This window comes from Treponema pectinovorum (assembly GCF_900497595.1).
In the GTDB taxonomy this organism is placed as follows: Bacteria; Spirochaetota; Spirochaetia; order Treponematales; family Treponemataceae; genus Treponema_D; species Treponema_D pectinovorum.
Map to the genome: position 1 here is coordinate 39,551 of NZ_UFQO01000002.1, position 17,488 is coordinate 57,038.

Sequence of the window (17,488 nt, forward strand, 5' to 3'; positions counted from 1 at the left end):
AATCTTTAAATTAAAGACCAAGAGATTTTTTTGCAGCGAGCAAATCTTTTTTTGCATTTACACAGGCAGCACCTGCTGCATCTGCAATCTCTTTTAAACAAAGGTTTCCAGTTTCAACTTTATTTGCAAGTTCTGGAGCTTTTTTCCATGCACAAAGTATTCCTCGGCTTGAGTTTACAGTACCGCCTGCTTTGTCTAAGAGAGTTGCCGCAATCTTTGCTTCTCCACCTTGAGCACCATAACCTGGAATTAAAAAGAAGATGTTTGGATACGCATCTCGTAAAAGCCTTGCATCGCTTTCTTGTGTACAACCGACCACCGCCCCCACTGGAGAGCAAGTTTGGTTTTGGTACAAAAGGTCAAACTCTCTGGCAATCCTTTGCAATTCTTTACCTGTGCAATCTAAAACCCGTCCACCAGATTTTAATTCCTGCTGTTCTATGTCCACCATACCAGGATTTGAAGTCCTCAATAAAACAAAAATTCCTTTACCTCCAACCTTTTGCGGAGCAATTTGCGATGTGCCTCTCGATTCAACAGGTTTGCAATATTCTGTAAAAGGTTTGAGCGTGTCAAAACCCATGTACGGATTTATCGTGATAATGTCGCTTTCGAACTCGCCAGACAAATGAGCCCTTGCATAAGCCTTTGCCGTATCTGCAATATCGCCTCTTTTTATGTCGCTAATCGCTAAAAAGCCAGCTTCGTGAACGGCTTTAATTGTCTGTATGTAGGCTTTTAAACCTTCCAAGCCCATCGCTTCGTAATATGCAATTTGGATTTTAAAACAACAAGCGGATTTTTCCGAAGCAACTCGTTTTATTATCTCTTTGTTATATGCAAGAATTGCTTCTGCTGGCGAAGAAAAAACTTTTAAAAGCGGTTCTGGAAGATATGAAGGATCTGTGTCCAAACCTACGCAAAGTGGACCATTTTTTGCTGCCATCTCCTGCAAAATCTGCATATTGTGATTCATAAAATACCTCTTAACAAAAACAAATTGCCTTTTTATTGAAAAACACTTTAACAGATTTTTTTGATGATTTAAATACGATTTATTTTGCGCCAGGGTATGGAGCAACGCGTTTACGCGTCCACCGCAGGCAGCACGCTTGAGTGCTGACGAGGAGGATGAGCGTTAGCGAATTGCGTAACACCAGACCTTGAGCAAAGCGAAAGGTGGCGCCCGTATTTTTTTCTTGTATTGGATTTAAAATTTTCCGATAATCTTTATATGACTAGAATTGAACGAAATCACCTTTTTGTATGGCTCTGCTTTGTGTTTTTAATTTTGTTTACGCCGCGTCTGTGCGCTCAAAATGCTTTGGAAAAATCTGCCGAAGCGCTAAAAACGAGACAGACCTTTGCCGAATATGGCAAAAAATATGTTGGAAGCCCTTATGTAAGTGGAGCGACAGGGCCTGCTTCTTTTGACTGTTCTGGCTATGTTTACGCTGTTGCACGCGAATCTATTGGCTGGCAACTTCCAAGAACCGTAACCAACATCTACAGATATTGCAAAATAATCGACGACAGCCAGCGGGAAATTGGAGACTTGGTATTTTTTAAGACAACCGCATCCGCCGAGCCAAGCCACGTTGGCATTTACATCGGTAACAATCAATTTTTAAATGCTGCTTCCGACGGTCCTAACACTGGAGTAATTTTGAGTTCATTGAACGAAGGTTACTGGAGAGGCAAATATTTTAAAACAGGAAGATTTTTGCCGCCTTCAAAAGTTTTAGAAAATGAAGAGTTAAAAAACGCCGAAGACGACGAAAGTTCATCCGTAAAATCCTCTGAAAAAAATGGGGAAATCGGAATTGCTTCCAATAAATCAAGGCAAAATTCTTCTGGAAAGAAAAATTCAATAAAGGGTGCAGATTTCTTGCAAAAAGTTAGTTTGGATGCGAATTTATCGATGGATTGGAATTTCTTTACGCCAGAATATTTTAGATTAAATCTTAGAGGTATAAACCTCGGTGTAAATGCTTTGTACGATTCACACGAGTTAAAACCAGGAATTGGCACTATTGTACGCTGGGACGGCGGAACTGGAATTTTGCAACTGCCGATTATCTTTAGCCTTACCGTAAAAGACTATGTTAGAATTTTTGCAGGTCCAGTTTTTACGATTGGAAATCCAAAATTGCAGGGCAGCGACGGAGAAGATATAAAAGCGTCTGTTTTCCCTGGAATACTTGGAGTTTGTTTTAACACACCTCCAATAAAAACAGGAAAATTTGACCTTTGTTTTACGCAGGATATTCATTATACTGTTTTTAACGAAACAAATGGCGCAGCGTTAAGTCCAATAAAAAGTCTTGCAACTGGGTTGGTTTTTTCTTCTGGAATTCGCGTAACCTTGCCTTTTAGTTCGCTCTTATAATTTATATGAAAAGATTTTATTTTTTTGCAGCAGCAATAAACCTTGCCTTACTTTTGCTTTGTTCGTGCTCGTCTGGCATAAGCATAACCGCTCTACAAAATGATGATGTAAAATTGGATTTTTCTCTTGCATTTTCGCAAAAAGAAATTGAACTGTTAAAAGATCTCTCGCAAACACTCACAACTTCGACAGAAAAAAACGCAAACGATTTGAACGAAAATCAATTTTTTTCTGAAGAGGAGATAAAAAAAATCTTAACTGCGATGGGTGCAAAAGATGTTTCTGCAAAGGTTGGAAACAGCAATTCAATAGGATCTTCGGCGTCGATTTATTCGATTTCAAAGACAACTCTTTCTAAAAGCAAAATTCTAACGAAAACTGCAAATTCGCTAACGCTCACTTTTGGACCTAAAGAATTTAATTTGCTCTATCAAATTTTGGACGAAGAAAGCCGTGGATATTTAGATTTGCTTATGATTCCTTGCTTGAATGATGAAAAAATGAGTTTTACAGAATACAAAGCTTTGCTCGCATCGGTTTATGGCGAAGAAATTGCAAATGATTTTACAAACGGAATATTAAAAATTGAACTAAAAAGCCCAGATTTAAAGAAGAACACAAAAATTCAATTAAAAATTGGAGAACTTTTAACGCTTGAGCATTCAAAGTCTTGGTCTGTTCTCTGGTAAAAACTAAAATAAAAAAGAGGTTGTTTTGTGCAGACAGAAATTGAAGACAGATTTATGAACCTTGAAATAAAACTTGCATATTTGAATAAATTTGTGGATGAACTTCAGAGCGAAGTCGTAAAGCAACAAAAAGAAATCGACCTTTTGCGTCAGGAAAACAAAATTCTTTCGGGGAGAATTTCTGATTTGTCAGAAAATATGGAAATTCCAAGCCGAAAACCACCGCATTACTAATTTTAATAAAGTTAACGGAGGAACTATGTCAGAAGGCAAGACAAAAAAAGACGAAAAACAAAAGCAAAATTCAGGACACGATTTTCTGGAAATCCTTTACGGAGATGAATATATCTGCGTTGTAAATAAACCGAGCGGACTTTTAAGCGTTCCATATCCTGGAAGCCGGGCAAAAACTGCACAGAGCATCCTCGAAAATTTAATGCGGAAAAATGGAACTTTTAATTCAAAACACAGACCTTTTGCTGTTCATAGATTAGACAGAGATACTTCTGGCGTTATGATGTTTGCCCTCACAGAACTTGCTCAAAAGAAAATAATGGACAACTGGCATTCTGTGATAAAATCGCGCATCTACAGGGCGGTTGCCGAAAATCCAAAAAATAAAGCGCTGCTTTTGCAAAACGAAGGATTGATTGACGACAATCTGGCTTTTAATGCGAACAATGTCGGTTTTGTTCCCAAAGAAAACGACTCGGCAAACAAAACTGTGCCAGCAAGAACTCATTATAAGATAATAGAAGCAGGCGAAACGCATACGCTTTTTGAACTTTCTCTGGACACAGGCAAAAAAAATCAGATAAGGGCACATTTAGCGAGCAAAGGATATCCGCTTGCAGGCGATGAAAATTACAGAGCAAAAACTGATAATTTTGGAAGGCTTTGTCTACACGCAAGAACTTTGGAATTTATTCATCCCTTTAATGATGAAATTCTAAAATTTGAAGTTCCAGAAAGCAGCGATTGGCTTGAATATGTTAAACGAGGAGATAAAAATCCAAAAGTTCCAGTGTGGATTCAAAAACTAAACGATATTTTTGAAAATTCAAAAGGCGAACATTTCCACAAAAAATCAAACGAAAAATCTGATTCCATAGATTTAGGCACTAAAAGATTGAGCAAAAAAGACAGAGCCCACATGGATTTTATAGAAGCAGGAAAAAGACAAAAGCGATAATTCAGTTCTGCCAAATAAAAGCGATATTTCTACAAAACACAAATATTAAAGTTCACAGATTTTCTCGATAAGTTTTTGTGGTGTTAAGGCAAAATCGTTTTTTATGCGAGTGCTTGCAAGCGAATGTGCAAGGCTTGCATTTTTTGCAGCGTCTAAACTGTCCCAGCCTTGAGCCAAAAGCGAACAGATAAGCCCAGAAAGCACATCACCACTTCCACCTTTTGCCAATGAGTTTGAACCGAGCGTGTTTACAAAAAGCAAAGCTTCGTTTTTAGAATATCTGCATATAACAGGATTTGAGCCTTTTGCTAAGAGAACTGCACCTTCGTATTTTTCGCAAAATTTTTGTGCAAGTTCAACACGATTTAGGATGCACTCTTCTATGCTGTACTTTCCTAAAGAACAAATTTCCAAAAGAGAAGAAAATTCCTTTGGATGCGGAGTTAAAACACAACCTTCTGGCCTTTGTTCTAAAATCTGCGTTATATAAGGGGAATAAAGTATATCGGCATCCAACACAACAGGAATTTTTGGATTATTGATAATAAAATCTACATAAAATTTTATCGTATCTTCGTCAAAACCAAGTCCCATTCCTAAAGCAAGAGAAGTAATTTTTGAAGGAATTTCTTTAGAAATCAATAATTCTGGTGGAAAAGAAAAATCATTTTCATCTACAAAATTTTCGTTCCGATTTACAATAGTTACGAGTCCTGCTCCAAAAGAAAAACAAGCCTTTGCGGCGATAATTGCAGCGCCTTTCATCTTTCCACAGGCAATGCAAGCACAACCAAAACTACCTTTGTTCACAAAAGTTTTATTTCTATGCGGAAAAATTAAATCGCCTTCTTCTAAAAGATATGTTTTTGAAGGATTTCCTTTTATTTTGTCGTTTGAATTTTCAGTACAAGTTTCAAAAAGCTCTCTGCTTATTCCAAGATTGCAAAGTTTAATCTTCCCAACATAATCCTTTGCAAAATCGCTATGGAGGCAGAGTTTTTGAGCACCCATTGTAACGGTTGAATCTGCACGAAAAACCGACAAAGCGAGGCTTCCGTCCGCTCGAATTCCAGTTGGAACATCGCAGGCAATTTTTAAACAGTTTGAATCGTTAATAAAATCAAGAGCTTTTGCGATGAGTTTACCTGTTTCGTCTAAAAAGTCTCCATAAAAGCCGCTTCCAAAGATACAATCTACAGCCACATCAAAATCATCTATCCTTTGATTAAAAAAATTCTCTAATTCAATAAATTCAATCCCACAATTTTTTGCACGCTCAAATTGAAGTATGCACATATTTGATTTTGGTTTTGCACATTGAACAATTTTTATTGCATAGTCCCCAGAAATTCTTCTTGCAAGCGCATATCCGTCTGCGCCGTTGTTTCCACCGCCACAAAAAACAAATATTTTTTCGTCATTTTTTGAATTGAGCCTTATTTCACTTTCCAAAGCAGAAGCAGCATTTTCCATCATGACATCTTCGGAAAGCAGAAAATTCTTCTGACAAGCAGCGTCCAAAATTCTTGTATCTTTAAAAACTCTTTGCATACAAAAAAATTATATCATTTTGCGATATAAAAAAATCAAATTGAAAATATTTTAAATGACTTTTTTGTCTAACCATTTATTGCCCAGAAACCTTACATAAAAAAACACGCCTCGACAAAGCCAGTCGATGTACATTCCAGCCCAAACTCCGTATAGAGCGAAATGGGTGTTTTCTGGAAATTTATGCAAAAGCCAATTTGAAATTAAATAACTTCCTAAAACTCTAAAAAGCCACATGCTTATGTTGGAAACTATCATCGTGTATTTTACGTCGCCTGCGCCCCGCAATATATTTGGGAGGGTAAAACTCATTGGCCATAAAATTATATTTGCAATCATGCAACTTCTTATAACAATAACTGCAAGGTCACGAGACGCTTGTGTCAAATTAAAGGCACTTACCAAAAGTGGCGATAGAATGAACATCAGTCCTGCTGTAAAAAACATACCAGCGTAGGCGATGAACATCATCTTTCTTCCGTAGATTTTTGCCTGTTCTTTTTCGTCTGCTCCAATGCAATGCCCAACTATCGTTACGCTCGCTAAACCAATCGCGTTTCCTGGAATATTGGAAAAACTTGCAATCGTATTTGTGATTGCATTTGCCGCAATCGCTACAGTTCCAAAACCAGACATAAAAGAATATACGAGGGTTTTTCCGATGTGAAACACGGAATTTTCAATTCCACTTGGAAGCGCAACCTTTAGAATTTTCCCCAAAAGTTTAAAGTTGAGTTCTGGTTTAAATATTTTTTCTAAATACAGCGGCCATTTTTTTTGATGAAGGATGAACAGCATCATTATTGCTGCAATAATTCTGCTTACAAGCGTAGAAATTCCAGCCCCTGCAACGCCCATATTAAAACCATAAATTAAAATCGCATTTCCAGTCACATTTGCAAGGTTCATTATAAAACTGACTTTTAAACTTATGTTGCTGTTACCCATTGCACGACAAAGCGCCGCACAACTGTTGTATATTCCCAAAACTGGCATGGTCAATAAAATCCATGTAAAATACGTAAGCGCATTTTCCATTATGGGTTTTTCGATAGAACCAAAAATCGCAGAAAGAATATGCTGCCTAAACGGGAGGCACACTGCAATGATAAAAAGCCCTGCAACAACGGAAAGGTTTAAAAGTTGCTTTGCAGAACGGCGTGCTTCATCGTCCTCTTTATGCCCCAGATATTGACTTGCAACAACCGCACCTCCAGTTGCAAAAGCAGCAAAAAGCTGGATAACAAGTTGCCCTAACTGATCTATAAGGCTAACACCACTTACGCCAGCTTCTCCCACAGAAGAAACCATTATCGTGTCGCAAGCGCCAATCGTCATAGCCAAAAATTGCTCTACAACCAAAGGCCAAATAAGCTTGTTTAGGAAACTTGAATTAAACATTTGGGAAGGATATTTTCTCATTACAGCAAAGATATTAAAGTTTTATTTCTTTAAATAAAAGACAGCCAACATATTATTATTTAGAGCCGATTAAAAACTCTAAAATACTGATAGCCTGTCTTATTCTTCTTGAGGAATTATATTTACATTTGTTCTATTAAATGCGATTGAAATTCCAGCGGCCTTTAAAGAATTGATTGTATTTAAACACACTTCACCTTTTAGTTTTAAAAAATTAACTCTTTCGCCCCAAACTATAAGGTTCATAGTAACGCCAGTTTCGCTAAGCATTGCGCAAAAAGCCTTTGGCGCATAATCTTCTTCATCGAGTATTACACTTGGGCAAAGTTTTGGAACTTCCAGCAAAATCTCTATAACTTTATCCAAATCTGCAAAATAATCCACATTAAAACTGAAAACATAGCGTCTGTGTTTGTGTCCAGAATAGTTTATGAGTTTTGAATTTATTATAGTAGAATTTGGGATTCTAACTTCTTGATTATCCATAGTGCGAATTTTTATAGAAATTATGCCGATTCTATCGACAGTGCCAGAAACATCTTCTACTTCAATAAAATCACCGATTTTCATCGCCCTGTCTGTAACGACAAAAATTCCGCTTATAAGATTGCTTATGGAAGTTTGAGCCGCAAAACCGATTGCAATTCCGGCAATTCCAGCAGCACCCCAAATTGTGTTCAATTTTATTCCAAACAGACCCAAAATGAACATGCTGATTATCGCATAAAAACAATAGCTTATGCCGCGCTCAATCAGCAAAACGGTTTTCTTTTGTAACGATTTTTTTAGCGAACTTGTTACAAAATGCCTTATCGCCCGATAAATCAACCAAAAAAACAGGATTGAAATAAGGCTTGTTATAATTCTTGTAAGATTTTCTGCTGTAAAATAATTTTTTAATTCATCTATGTAAAAGATAGATTTTAAATGGCTTGCTGTATCAAAAGCAAGATTTGAAGAATCCGTCAAATTTTCTTCCATAATTTTCTCCAACAAGATTTTTTTATAAAGTTATATTCCATTGATACATTTTAAGCGATTTTCATTTTCGTTATTGTATCTCATTATGACAGCAGAGGTCATTTAAAATACATTCACTGCATTTTGGGTTTCTTGCGGTACAGACATACCGTCCGTGCAATAAAAACCAGTGATGCGCCTGCACCATATATTCATCGGGGATTCGCTCCAAAAGGCTCATTTCCACCTCTTGAGGATTTTTACCTTGTGCAAGACCAACCTTTGGACAAAATCGCAAAAGGTGAGTATCGACAGGCATTGTGTGTTCACCCCAAATTACATTTAAAACAACATTGGCAGTTTTTCTTCCAACGCCTGGCAAGCTCATCAATTTTTCTCTGTCGTGCGGAACTTCGCCACCAAAATCGCTTATCAATTTTTTACAGAGAGCGATGATATTCTTCGATTTATTTTTCCAAAGTCCAATCGATTTTATGTAGCCAACCAATTTTTCTTCGCCCAAGTCAAGAATCGCTTGAGGATTATCGGCAATCTTATATAGAGGAGCCGTCGCAATGTTTACAGATTTATCGGTTGCTTGAGCGCTCAAAACGACGGAAACCAAAAGCGTAAACGGATTTACATATTCAAGTTCTGCCCGCGGATTTGGATTTGCCTTTTTAAAACGCTCTAAAACTTCAACAATTTGCTCTTTAGTCAAAAGTTTCATTTTCAATTTTTTTTGGATTAGGAAAGCATCTTCGAAAAAATTATTTTAATTCTGCTTTTAGCAAATCAATCTTATCAGTTTGTTCCCAAGAAAATCCTTCTCGACCAAAATGACCGTAATTTGAAGTTTTTTGATAGATTGGTTTCTTTAAATCCAAAGTCTTAACTATGCCTGCTGGAGTGCAATCAAAAACCTTTTTTACAGCGCTTTCAATTTTTGAATGTTCAACTTTTTCTGTGCCAAAAGTTTCTATCATTATAGAAACAGGGAACGGAACGCCAATCGCATAGGCAAGTTCAACTTCTGCACGGTCAGCAAGTTTTGCTGCAACAATATTTTTTGCAATGTAGCGCGCCATATACGCAGCCGAGCGGTCTACTTTTGAAGGGTCTTTACCAGAAAAAGCGCCACCACCATGACGACCCATCCCGCCATAAGTGTCTACGATTATTTTTCTTCCTGTAAGGCCTGCATCTCCGTCAGGACCGCCAGTAACGAATTTTCCAGTTGGATTTATAAAAAATTTCGTATTGGAGTCGAGCAACCCTGTAGGCTCAAGAACTGGCTTTATTATTTGTTCAATTATTGTTTCTTTTATAGTTTTGTAATCAACATCTGGATTATGCTGATGAGAAACAACCACTGTGTCTATTCTAACAGGTCTGTGTGTTTCATCATATTCTACAGTAATCTGCGATTTTGCATCTGGACGAAGCCATTTTATAGTTCCGTTGTGGCGAAGTTCATTTGCTTTTAAAAGAACCTGATGAGAATAATAAACAGGAGCTGGCATTAAAGCATTTGTATCATTGCAAGCAAAACCAAACATCATTCCTTGATCTCCTGCCCCCTGCTGACCTTCGTATTCATCAAGACCTTTGCCGACAACACCTTGATTTATATCGGCAGACTGAGCGTGCATTCGATTCATAAATATGCAATTATTTCCGTCCAAACCAACTTCTTGCGAAGTATAGCCGATATCAACTGCAACTTTACGAGCAATTTTTTCGATATTCGCATTTAATTCCGCAAAATCGATATTCTGCTTTTGAAAACCGATTTCGCCACCAACTAATATAAAATCAGTTGTAGAAAAAGTTTCGCATGCAACATGAACATCTGGATCAAGCGAAATACAATAGTCGAGAATCGCATCCGATATTTGATCGCAAAGTTTATCAGGATGACCTTCGCCCACAGATTCTGATGTAAAAAGATAGTGATTATTTTTAAGACTAGTACTCATATTCGAGCCTCCTTTTTAGCAAGATTTGCCTGCTCTCAAGAACAGGTCTCCGCTCTGCAATTTTGGATAAATCGGCGGAAATTAGACTTGTTTATTAATAATTCTATAATTTATTGGCAAATCTCACAATAACAGCGTATAATTGGGAAAGTTCAGAACATAAAATTATTTATTTCTGAAAAAATTATAAAAAAAGGAGATTTTTTATGGCAGTAAAAAAGGATTATTCACCAGACGCCAAAACTTGCAAAGTTACGTTCATCGTAAAAAAAGAATCATTGCAAGGCGCACAGGGTGTTACAATTGCAGGCGACTTTAACTCTTGGAGCAGTACAGAAACTCCTCTCAAAAAGGAAAAAAATGGTTCATTTTCGGTTACATTAGAACTTGAAGCAGGAAAGGAATATCAATATCGATATCTTTTAGATGGCAGCCGTTGGGAAAATGACTGGGATGCAGACAAGTATATTCCAGCTCCTTTTTCTAACACAGAAAATTCAGTAGTAGTTTGTATTCCTTCAGATAAAGATTTGAAAAAGACTGAAAAACCAAGAGCTGCATCTAAAAAAGTTACAACAAAGAAACCTGTAAAAAAATAAAATTATTTTTTGTCGCTACCAAGCCATAAGGCAAGAACTTTGGCCATCGCTTCAGGATCGGTAGAGGCAATATTTCTCACGTTTTGAGCGGTTCCCTCGCTGGTCTTTAAAAGTCCAGTATGAGGAACTTCTCTATATATTCCCCGCAATTCACCATATCTTTTAAATTCTTCTAAAACGGCAAGCTCTCGATTAACCTGAGTGCTATCATTTGGGTCGTAAACTTTATCGCCATAACCTCGAACAGATTTCATCGCTTTTTTTATTTTATTCATCTGCTCGGACGAAAGTTTTAATCTATCCAAAACTGCCTCGCTTGCACCATTCCCCAATTCGCCAAGCAAAATCGCAATTTTTTCATATCCAGTCATATCGCCTCCACACCTGAACAAAAGTATAAAAAATATACGACTTTGTGTCATCGGGCGGTAAAATATGTTAAAAGATTGTATAAAAAAATCTGAGTGTCATTAACCAGCTCCAGTTTTCTTTCGCAATATCTATCTTTCCTTATGGAACGTAGATTACTTCTCGCGGTTTTGAGCCGTTTTGTGGTCCTACAATTCCCCTGTCTTCCATTTCTTCTACGAGTCTTGCAGCGCGGTTGTATCCTATTTTCAATCTCCTTTGCAGATACGAAGCGCTCGCTTTTCCAGACTGCATTACAATTTCCAGCGCCTGGTCATAAAGCGAATCTTCGCCATCGCTAAAAAGTGCTAAATTTTGGTCGCTATCATCTTCATCTTCAACAAAAATTTCATCATCAATGTAATCTGGCTCGCCATACTGTTTTACACATTCAACAACTTTTTCAACTTCATCATCGCTTACCAAAGTTCCTTGAATACGAACTGGGAACGGATCTGTCGCACTTGCATAAAGCATATCGCCTTTGCCTAAAAGTTTTTCTGCACCAATTTGGTCTATTATTATGTTGGAATCCGTGCGACTTGCAACCATAAATGCGATTCTGCTCGGGATATTTGCTTTTATAAGGCCAGTAATAACATTTACAGAAGGTCTTTGAGTAGCCAAAACAAGATGAATTCCTACAGCACGGCTCATAGCAGCCAAACGAGCAACATTTGATTCAAGTTCTTTCCCAGTGGTAGCCATCAAATCCGCAAATTCATCAATTATTATGACGATGTAAGGCAGTTTTTCCTGCATCAATTTTCTTTCGCTTATTCTCCTGTTATAACTTGTAATATCGCGTACTCCCATATTATCCAAAAGTGCATAGCGTCTTTCCATTTCGCAAATGCAATATTGCAACGCTTGCAATGCTTTTTTTGGTTCTGTGATTACCGGAGTTAAAAGATGAGGAATGTCGTTGTAAAGTTTTAATTCAACAACCTTTGGATCGATTAAAATCAATTTAACTTGAGCAGGATTTCTCTTATATAAAATAGAAAGAATAAGGCTGTTTACGCAAACGGATTTTCCAGAACCAGTTGAACCTGCAATCAAAAGATGTGGCGTTTTTGCCAAATCTATAACTTGAGGTTCGCCAGAAATATCTTTTCCTAAAATCACGGGAATTGCCATCTTATCAAAAAGCGTATTTTTATTTTCGAGGATTTCTCTAAAACTTACGATTGCACGAGTTTTATTAGGAATTTCAATGCCAACTGCACTTTTTCCGGGAATTGGCGAAACTATACGCACAGAAATTGCAGCAAGCCTGAGCGCAATGTTATCTTGCAGCGAGCGAATTTTATTGACGTTCACACCAGGAGCAGGCAAAACTTCGAACATTGTTACAACAGGTCCTTTTCTAATTCCTGTAACTTCGACTTCTATGTTAAATTCTGCCAAAGTCTGTTTTAAATCTAACGCCTTTTTTCTAGTTGCCTCGTCTATAATCCAATATTCTCCGTTATCATAAGTTTGAAGAATCCCCTCAATTGGAATTTTGTAGTTGATAAGATTTTTTTTAGGAAGAGATTTTTTTTCTACAGCAACCGCTTTTTGTGCAAACGAAAGTGGAGTTGAATCTTTTTTTGCCATCGCAATTTCTTCAAAAGAATTATCTTTTATATCAAGAGGAACCGCAGTTCCGTACGGAAGTCCATTGCAATCGACAACTGGAGCAGCAGTCGGGTCAAATTCAAGATTTTCGAGTGCTGAATTTTTATTTTTTGAAGTAGAACTTTCTGCAAGCGTTTCTCTATCAGAAATGCCGGTGTTTTTACCCCCATTTCCGTCGCCAAAACTGTTTGACTGACCAGCGGTTTTGCTCAAAACAGGATTTTTTTCTGCATCGCTTCTCATCTGCTCAAATATGGATTCAAAACTGCTGTTTCGTTTTTCAACAAAATTCAAAAGGTCATCATTCCCATCGGAATTTTCAATTTCTACATCATCTCCAAAACCGTCTTCGCCTTTTGCAACTTCATCATTGTAAAAATCCAAATCGCTAAAATCGTCCAAAGTCTCAGTATTTTCTGAAACTCCTTTTTCATAGTCGTTTTCGGCATCAATTTCATCATTCGTATTGTTTATATTTTCATCGCAAACTTCATCGCTTTTATCACTTATATTTGCATTTTCCCCATCTTCTACATCGCTTTTTTCTTCAGTTTCGTCTTCTAAAAAAACTCCGTCGCTTTTTACCTGCTCATCGCTTACGATATTTTCTTCGGTAAAATCAGAGTCGCCGTTCAAACAAGAACTTTGAGATTTTAAAAATTCATCACCATTAGGCTCTGCTTTATAAGAAAAATCTTCAAACAAAAAATTTTCTGTATTTTCGCCCGGATTTTCTTCCGCATTTTCACCCGAACTTGATTCTGTATTTTCCGCAGTTCCGCCCGATTTTGTATCTTCGACTGCATCATCGTTTTCGCCACTATTTTCATCATCTGCGTTTTTAGGAACAAAAGTTTCGCTCGTTTCGCCTATCAAAAGCTCGCTAAATTTTTCTTCTTTATCCTGCTCATCAAAAATATTTTCAAACGGATTTTTTTCTATATTATTTTCGCCACTGCCAATAGAATTTTTTTTAGGCAAAATTTGCTCTTCGCCAGCAATATCTTTTTCGCCTTCAACAATCGATTCGTTTAATAAATTATCATTCGCCTTTTTCCCACCAGATATTTCTTCGCCAGCAACGCCAGAATCCGCAGTTCCATCACCAACATTCGCATTTGCATTTTCATCACCAAAATCGGCGTTTCCGTCATTTGCACTTTTATCGTTTGCATTTTCATCACGCAAATTTTTCTCGGTTAATCCGCCATTTTTTTTCTGCAAAATTGAAGATTCAACCGCTTCGCCGATTATCGAAAAAATCAAATATTCAACTGCAACAATAATTCCGCCAGTAAACAAAGACGCAGCAAGCTTCATAGCCAGAATATCGCCACTATCGTTTGCAATAAAAATCCTGCAAAGGTGTTCCAAAGCGTCCAAAGTAAAAAACGGAACGATTGAACCTAAAAGCAAAACTCCATTTCGTACCCTCCATCTTGTCGCAAAACATTCAAAGGCGCAAATCAACAAAAAAACAGGGATAAAAATCGAGCAAAGTCCGTAAACTCCTGTAAAAAGTTTGCCAAACTTGAACAAAAAAAAGCCGTTTCCTGCAAAAATCCCGACAGCGTCAAAAAGCACGCACAAAAGAGCAACAGAAAAAAAAGCTGCCAGAGAATAAAGTAAAATTCCTGCAACAGTTGTTATTTTTATATTTTTATTCATCAAAAAGCTCCAGAGAGAAATTTCAATCAAATCTACTCCACAATTATCGGTAAAAAAAAACTTTTATTTAGAATGATTTACCACACCTTTTTACCGCAACCGTCCGTTCGGGGTTCGCTAACGCTCATCCGCTTCGTCGTAAACTCCTCAGCGGACTTGCGCCCCTACCGCACGGGGTAAGTTTTGTGGTCAAATAAAAAGTTACTTGTCCCGCCTGAATACAAAAAAGTATAATAGAAAAAACACAAACAAAAAAACAACAGCACAATGAATAATTTTAAATGCCATTTTTGCACCAACTGCAATGGAACAGGTTGCATAGGGCAACTTCCAGGAATGGGCGGTGTAGAACGAAACATAAATTTTCGCCTCAACTGCGACGGCTGGGAAGTCTGCCGCAAAGAAAATCCACTCCTGTTCGTAAATTTTTTAGAACGTGCAATCACAGACCGCATTCCCAAAATAAGCCTCGCTCCAATGACAGGCGCAGTAGAAAATATAGGCTTTAACGACGAAGAACTTTATTACAGGGAAATTTTCTCCTGCATACATAAGTGCGGAGTTGGATTGTGCGCTGGCGACGGATATCCAGACGAAAAAATAAAATACGGAATAAAAGCTGTAAAAAATTTGCAAAAAACGGACAAAAAGGCAAAGGCTGTTTTTTTTATCAAACCCTTTGAAAATAAAAAAATCTTTGAACACATAGAGATGTGCCTTCCTTATGCAAGTGCAATCGGAATCGACATAGATTCATATAACATCGCCACAATGAAAAAGCTCGTAAATTTAGAAAAAAAAACGCCTTCTCAATTAAAGCAGATAAAAGATTATCTTAAAGAAAAAGGAAAACCGTTTATCATAAAAGGCATTTTTAACACAGAAGACATAAAACTTTTAGAAGAATTGCGCCCAGATTGTGCATACATATCAAACCATGGTGGCAGAATAGAAACACGCATAGGTTCAACCGCAGAATTTTTGCAAAACTTTGCAGAGCAGATAAAAAACTACACAGACGAAATTTGGGTAGACGGTGGCATAAGAAGTCCGCTTGATATAGCAACCGCGATGGCATTTGGAGCAGACCGAGTTTTAATCGGTCGCCCCTTTGTAACCGCCTTCTGCAAATCCGGCGAAAAAGGCGTATGCAAAAAAGCCCTTGAATTTACACTGTTGCAAACCGCCCAGCTCAATAATCTAACGCTTTAACAGCATATAAAGAAAAGAGAAAATCGAATATCAAATTAAATTATCCGAAAAAAATAGGCTGCTCCTTTTCAAAAAGAACAGCCATCTTCATTTTAGAATTTCGCTTTTCGAAGTCTTACTTCTTCAATATCTTCGCTAAACAATTCTCTTAAATCGTTTAAGCCCAAAGCCATCAAAGCCATGCGGTCAATTCCCATTCCCCAAGCAAGAACCGGACAATCAAGCCCCTGTGCCTTTGTAACTTCTGGTCTAAAAATTCCTGCACCACCAAGTTCAAACCAACCTAAAACCGGATGCTTTATATGAACTTCTACAGACGGCTCTGTAAACGGAAAATAACCTGGAACATATTTTACTTCCGTAGCACCAGCAACTTCTGTAGCAAACATCTCAAGCATGCCGAGCAGAGTGCGCAAATTCACATCTTCGCCTGCAATTATTCCTTCTGTCTGGTAAAAGTCAGAAAGGTGAGTTGCATCAACTTTGTCGTATCTAAAACATCTTGCAATTCCAAAATATTTTCCTGGAACCTCTGCATTATGCAACTGATGTGCCGAAAGAACTGTTCCCTGAGAACGCAATACAAGCCTTCGTGTAAATTCGTGGTCAAAGTCGTAGTTCCAGCCACGGCTTCCAGTGTTTCCGCCGTCTTTGTGTGCGGCTGCAACATTAGAAAGCCAAGGCTCTTCTATAGATTTTGCATAAGTTGGATTTTTTATTCGATAAACATCGTGAATATCGCGGGCAGCATGGAACTGTGGCATAAACAAAGCGTCGCCGTTCCAGAATTCTGTTTCAACAAGCGGTCCGTCGTATTCTTTAAATCCAAGCGAACACAATTTATCCTTTACATGTTCAAGAAATTGTACGTAAGGGTTTGTTCGTCCCGGAATTATGCGAGCTGGAGGAATTGCAATGTTATATCCGCGGAAAGTTCCTTTTTTCCAATCACCGCTTTCGAGCATTTTTGGCGTTAATTCACCAATTTCGTTCCCTGTTATTCCCGCAGTTTTCAGAGCGTCCAAAATCTTTTTAGACGCAGATGTGAGTTTATAGATTACGGTTTCTCTGTCGATTATTTTAAATGCACTGTCTGCTGCACCTCTTTTTTTTGCATAAGGGGCGATTGCATCCTGCTCTTCTTTTGTAAGGGAAGAACTTTCGATTTGACCATTTTGCGATTCAGCTGCAATTTTTAAAAGTTTTGCTGCAAGTTTTATCCTTGCAGGAATCTCTGCTCCAGTGTATTCGACTTTTTTTTCTGCATTCATCTTTAAAATGCCGTCTTTAGAAAGAGGTCCAAACGCAGAGCCAACATCTTTTTGTTCAAGACCTGCTCCATTTGCAATTTCTGGCAGAGTCTTTGCTCCGTTTGATTTTACGTAAGAAATTATCCTTTCTTCGGGAGTTCCGTTTTTTGCATATTCGCGCCCCAAATCTGTAATTTCATAAAAAGTATGAGGTGTTCGACTAAAGACATTCAAAAGTTCCTTTCCGCCAAGCCAGCTAAATGCCTGATTTGCATGCCCTTCTTTATAATCCAATTCTTTTTGAAGTTTTTCAGAAGTTAATTCATCTTTTTCGTTATATTTTAAAAGAACTTTGATTTCCAGCGGATGAAGATTTTTAATGATGTTTTGAATATCCATTTTTAATTTTCCAATTTTACTCAAAGCGGACTTTTTCGAACTTTAAGATTTGAATTTGCAATTTTGGTCATTTCGATTTGTCCAATGACCTTATAAAAAATTTGAGCCAGTCTCCAGAGGAAACCAGCTCTATATTTTTATTCAAGA

General features: G+C 37.6%; 15 protein-coding genes. 6 read left to right on the top strand and 9 right to left on the bottom strand.

The window, feature by feature from the left end; all coding sequences use genetic code 11:
• Positions 1–10: 10 nt before the first annotated feature.
• Positions 11–976, bottom strand: a complete 966-nt coding sequence (pyrF, locus tag FXX65_RS02580; protein ID WP_147614962.1) for an orotidine-5'-phosphate decarboxylase — start codon at positions 974–976, stop codon at positions 11–13.
• Positions 977–1,234: 258 nt separating this feature from the next.
• On the opposite strand from pyrF, the gene FXX65_RS02585 reads away from it, so the two are divergent.
• From FXX65_RS02585 to FXX65_RS02600, 4 genes are read left to right on the top strand one after another with little or no spacing between them, the layout of a single operon-like run.
• Positions 1,235–2,389: a C40 family peptidase gene (locus FXX65_RS02585; protein ID WP_147614963.1), complete on the top strand. Its 1,155-nt coding sequence runs from the start codon at positions 1,235–1,237 to the stop codon at positions 2,387–2,389.
• 5 nt (positions 2,390–2,394) lie between these two features.
• Positions 2,395–3,078, top strand: coding sequence for a hypothetical protein (locus FXX65_RS02590; RefSeq protein WP_147614964.1), 684 nt, complete (start codon positions 2,395–2,397; stop codon positions 3,076–3,078).
• A 27-nt stretch (positions 3,079–3,105) separates the two neighbouring features.
• On the top strand, positions 3,106–3,312 hold the full coding sequence (locus FXX65_RS02595) for a SlyX family protein (protein ID WP_246104333.1): 207 nt from the start codon (positions 3,106–3,108) through the stop codon (positions 3,310–3,312).
• Between the two features lie 25 nt (positions 3,313–3,337).
• A complete protein-coding gene (locus tag FXX65_RS02600) occupies positions 3,338–4,270 on the top strand; it encodes an RluA family pseudouridine synthase (protein ID WP_147614965.1) in 933 nt (310 codons plus the stop codon).
• Positions 4,271–4,315: 45 nt separating this feature from the next.
• Here the strand turns inward: FXX65_RS02600 and FXX65_RS02605 are convergent, their stop codons facing one another.
• The 5 genes from FXX65_RS02605 to metK all read right to left on the bottom strand — a co-directional run bounded on the left by FXX65_RS02605 (position 4,316) and on the right by metK (position 10,182).
• Positions 4,316–5,821 (bottom strand): NAD(P)H-hydrate dehydratase, encoded by a 1,506-nt coding sequence (locus FXX65_RS02605; protein ID WP_147614966.1) that lies wholly within the window; start codon positions 5,819–5,821, stop codon positions 4,316–4,318.
• 51 nt (positions 5,822–5,872) lie between these two features.
• Positions 5,873–7,222: an MATE family efflux transporter gene (locus tag FXX65_RS02610; RefSeq protein WP_147614967.1), complete on the bottom strand. Its 1,350-nt coding sequence runs from the start codon at positions 7,220–7,222 to the stop codon at positions 5,873–5,875.
• Between the two features lie 120 nt (positions 7,223–7,342).
• Complete coding sequence (locus FXX65_RS02615; RefSeq protein WP_147614968.1) at positions 7,343–8,224, bottom strand: mechanosensitive ion channel family protein; 882 nt, start codon at positions 8,222–8,224, stop codon at positions 7,343–7,345.
• A 70-nt stretch (positions 8,225–8,294) separates the two neighbouring features.
• The gene (gene nth, locus FXX65_RS02620) at positions 8,295–8,933 is read right to left on the bottom strand and encodes an endonuclease III (protein WP_147613307.1); all 639 of its coding nucleotides are present in this window, start codon (positions 8,931–8,933) and stop codon (positions 8,295–8,297) included.
• Positions 8,934–8,973: 40 nt separating this feature from the next.
• Positions 8,974–10,182 (bottom strand): methionine adenosyltransferase, encoded by a 1,209-nt coding sequence (gene metK, locus FXX65_RS02625; RefSeq protein ID WP_147614969.1) that lies wholly within the window; start codon positions 10,180–10,182, stop codon positions 8,974–8,976.
• A 206-nt stretch (positions 10,183–10,388) separates the two neighbouring features.
• Here metK and FXX65_RS02630 point away from each other — a divergent pair, with 206 nt between their 5' ends.
• A complete protein-coding gene (locus FXX65_RS02630) occupies positions 10,389–10,781 on the top strand; it encodes an isoamylase early set domain-containing protein (RefSeq protein ID WP_147614970.1) in 393 nt (130 codons plus the stop codon).
• A 2-nt stretch (positions 10,782–10,783) separates the two neighbouring features.
• Here the strand turns inward: FXX65_RS02630 and FXX65_RS02635 are convergent, their stop codons facing one another.
• Both FXX65_RS02635 and FXX65_RS02640 read right to left on the bottom strand, forming a co-directional pair.
• Positions 10,784–11,152: a hypothetical protein gene (locus FXX65_RS02635; protein ID WP_147613310.1), complete on the bottom strand. Its 369-nt coding sequence runs from the start codon at positions 11,150–11,152 to the stop codon at positions 10,784–10,786.
• A gap of 139 nt (positions 11,153–11,291) precedes the next feature.
• A complete protein-coding gene (locus FXX65_RS02640; RefSeq protein WP_246104334.1) occupies positions 11,292–14,480 on the bottom strand; it encodes a DNA translocase FtsK in 3,189 nt (1,062 codons plus the stop codon).
• Positions 14,481–14,747: 267 nt separating this feature from the next.
• Here FXX65_RS02640 and FXX65_RS02645 point away from each other — a divergent pair, with 267 nt between their 5' ends.
• Positions 14,748–15,692 (top strand): alpha-hydroxy-acid oxidizing protein, encoded by a 945-nt coding sequence (locus tag FXX65_RS02645; protein ID WP_147614971.1) that lies wholly within the window; start codon positions 14,748–14,750, stop codon positions 15,690–15,692.
• 92 nt (positions 15,693–15,784) lie between these two features.
• Here FXX65_RS02645 and pheS read toward each other — a convergent pair whose 3' ends face one another.
• Positions 15,785–17,341, bottom strand: coding sequence for a phenylalanine--tRNA ligase subunit alpha (gene pheS / locus FXX65_RS02650; RefSeq protein WP_147614972.1), 1,557 nt, complete (start codon positions 17,339–17,341; stop codon positions 15,785–15,787).
• Between the last annotated feature and the right edge of the window lie 147 nt (positions 17,342–17,488).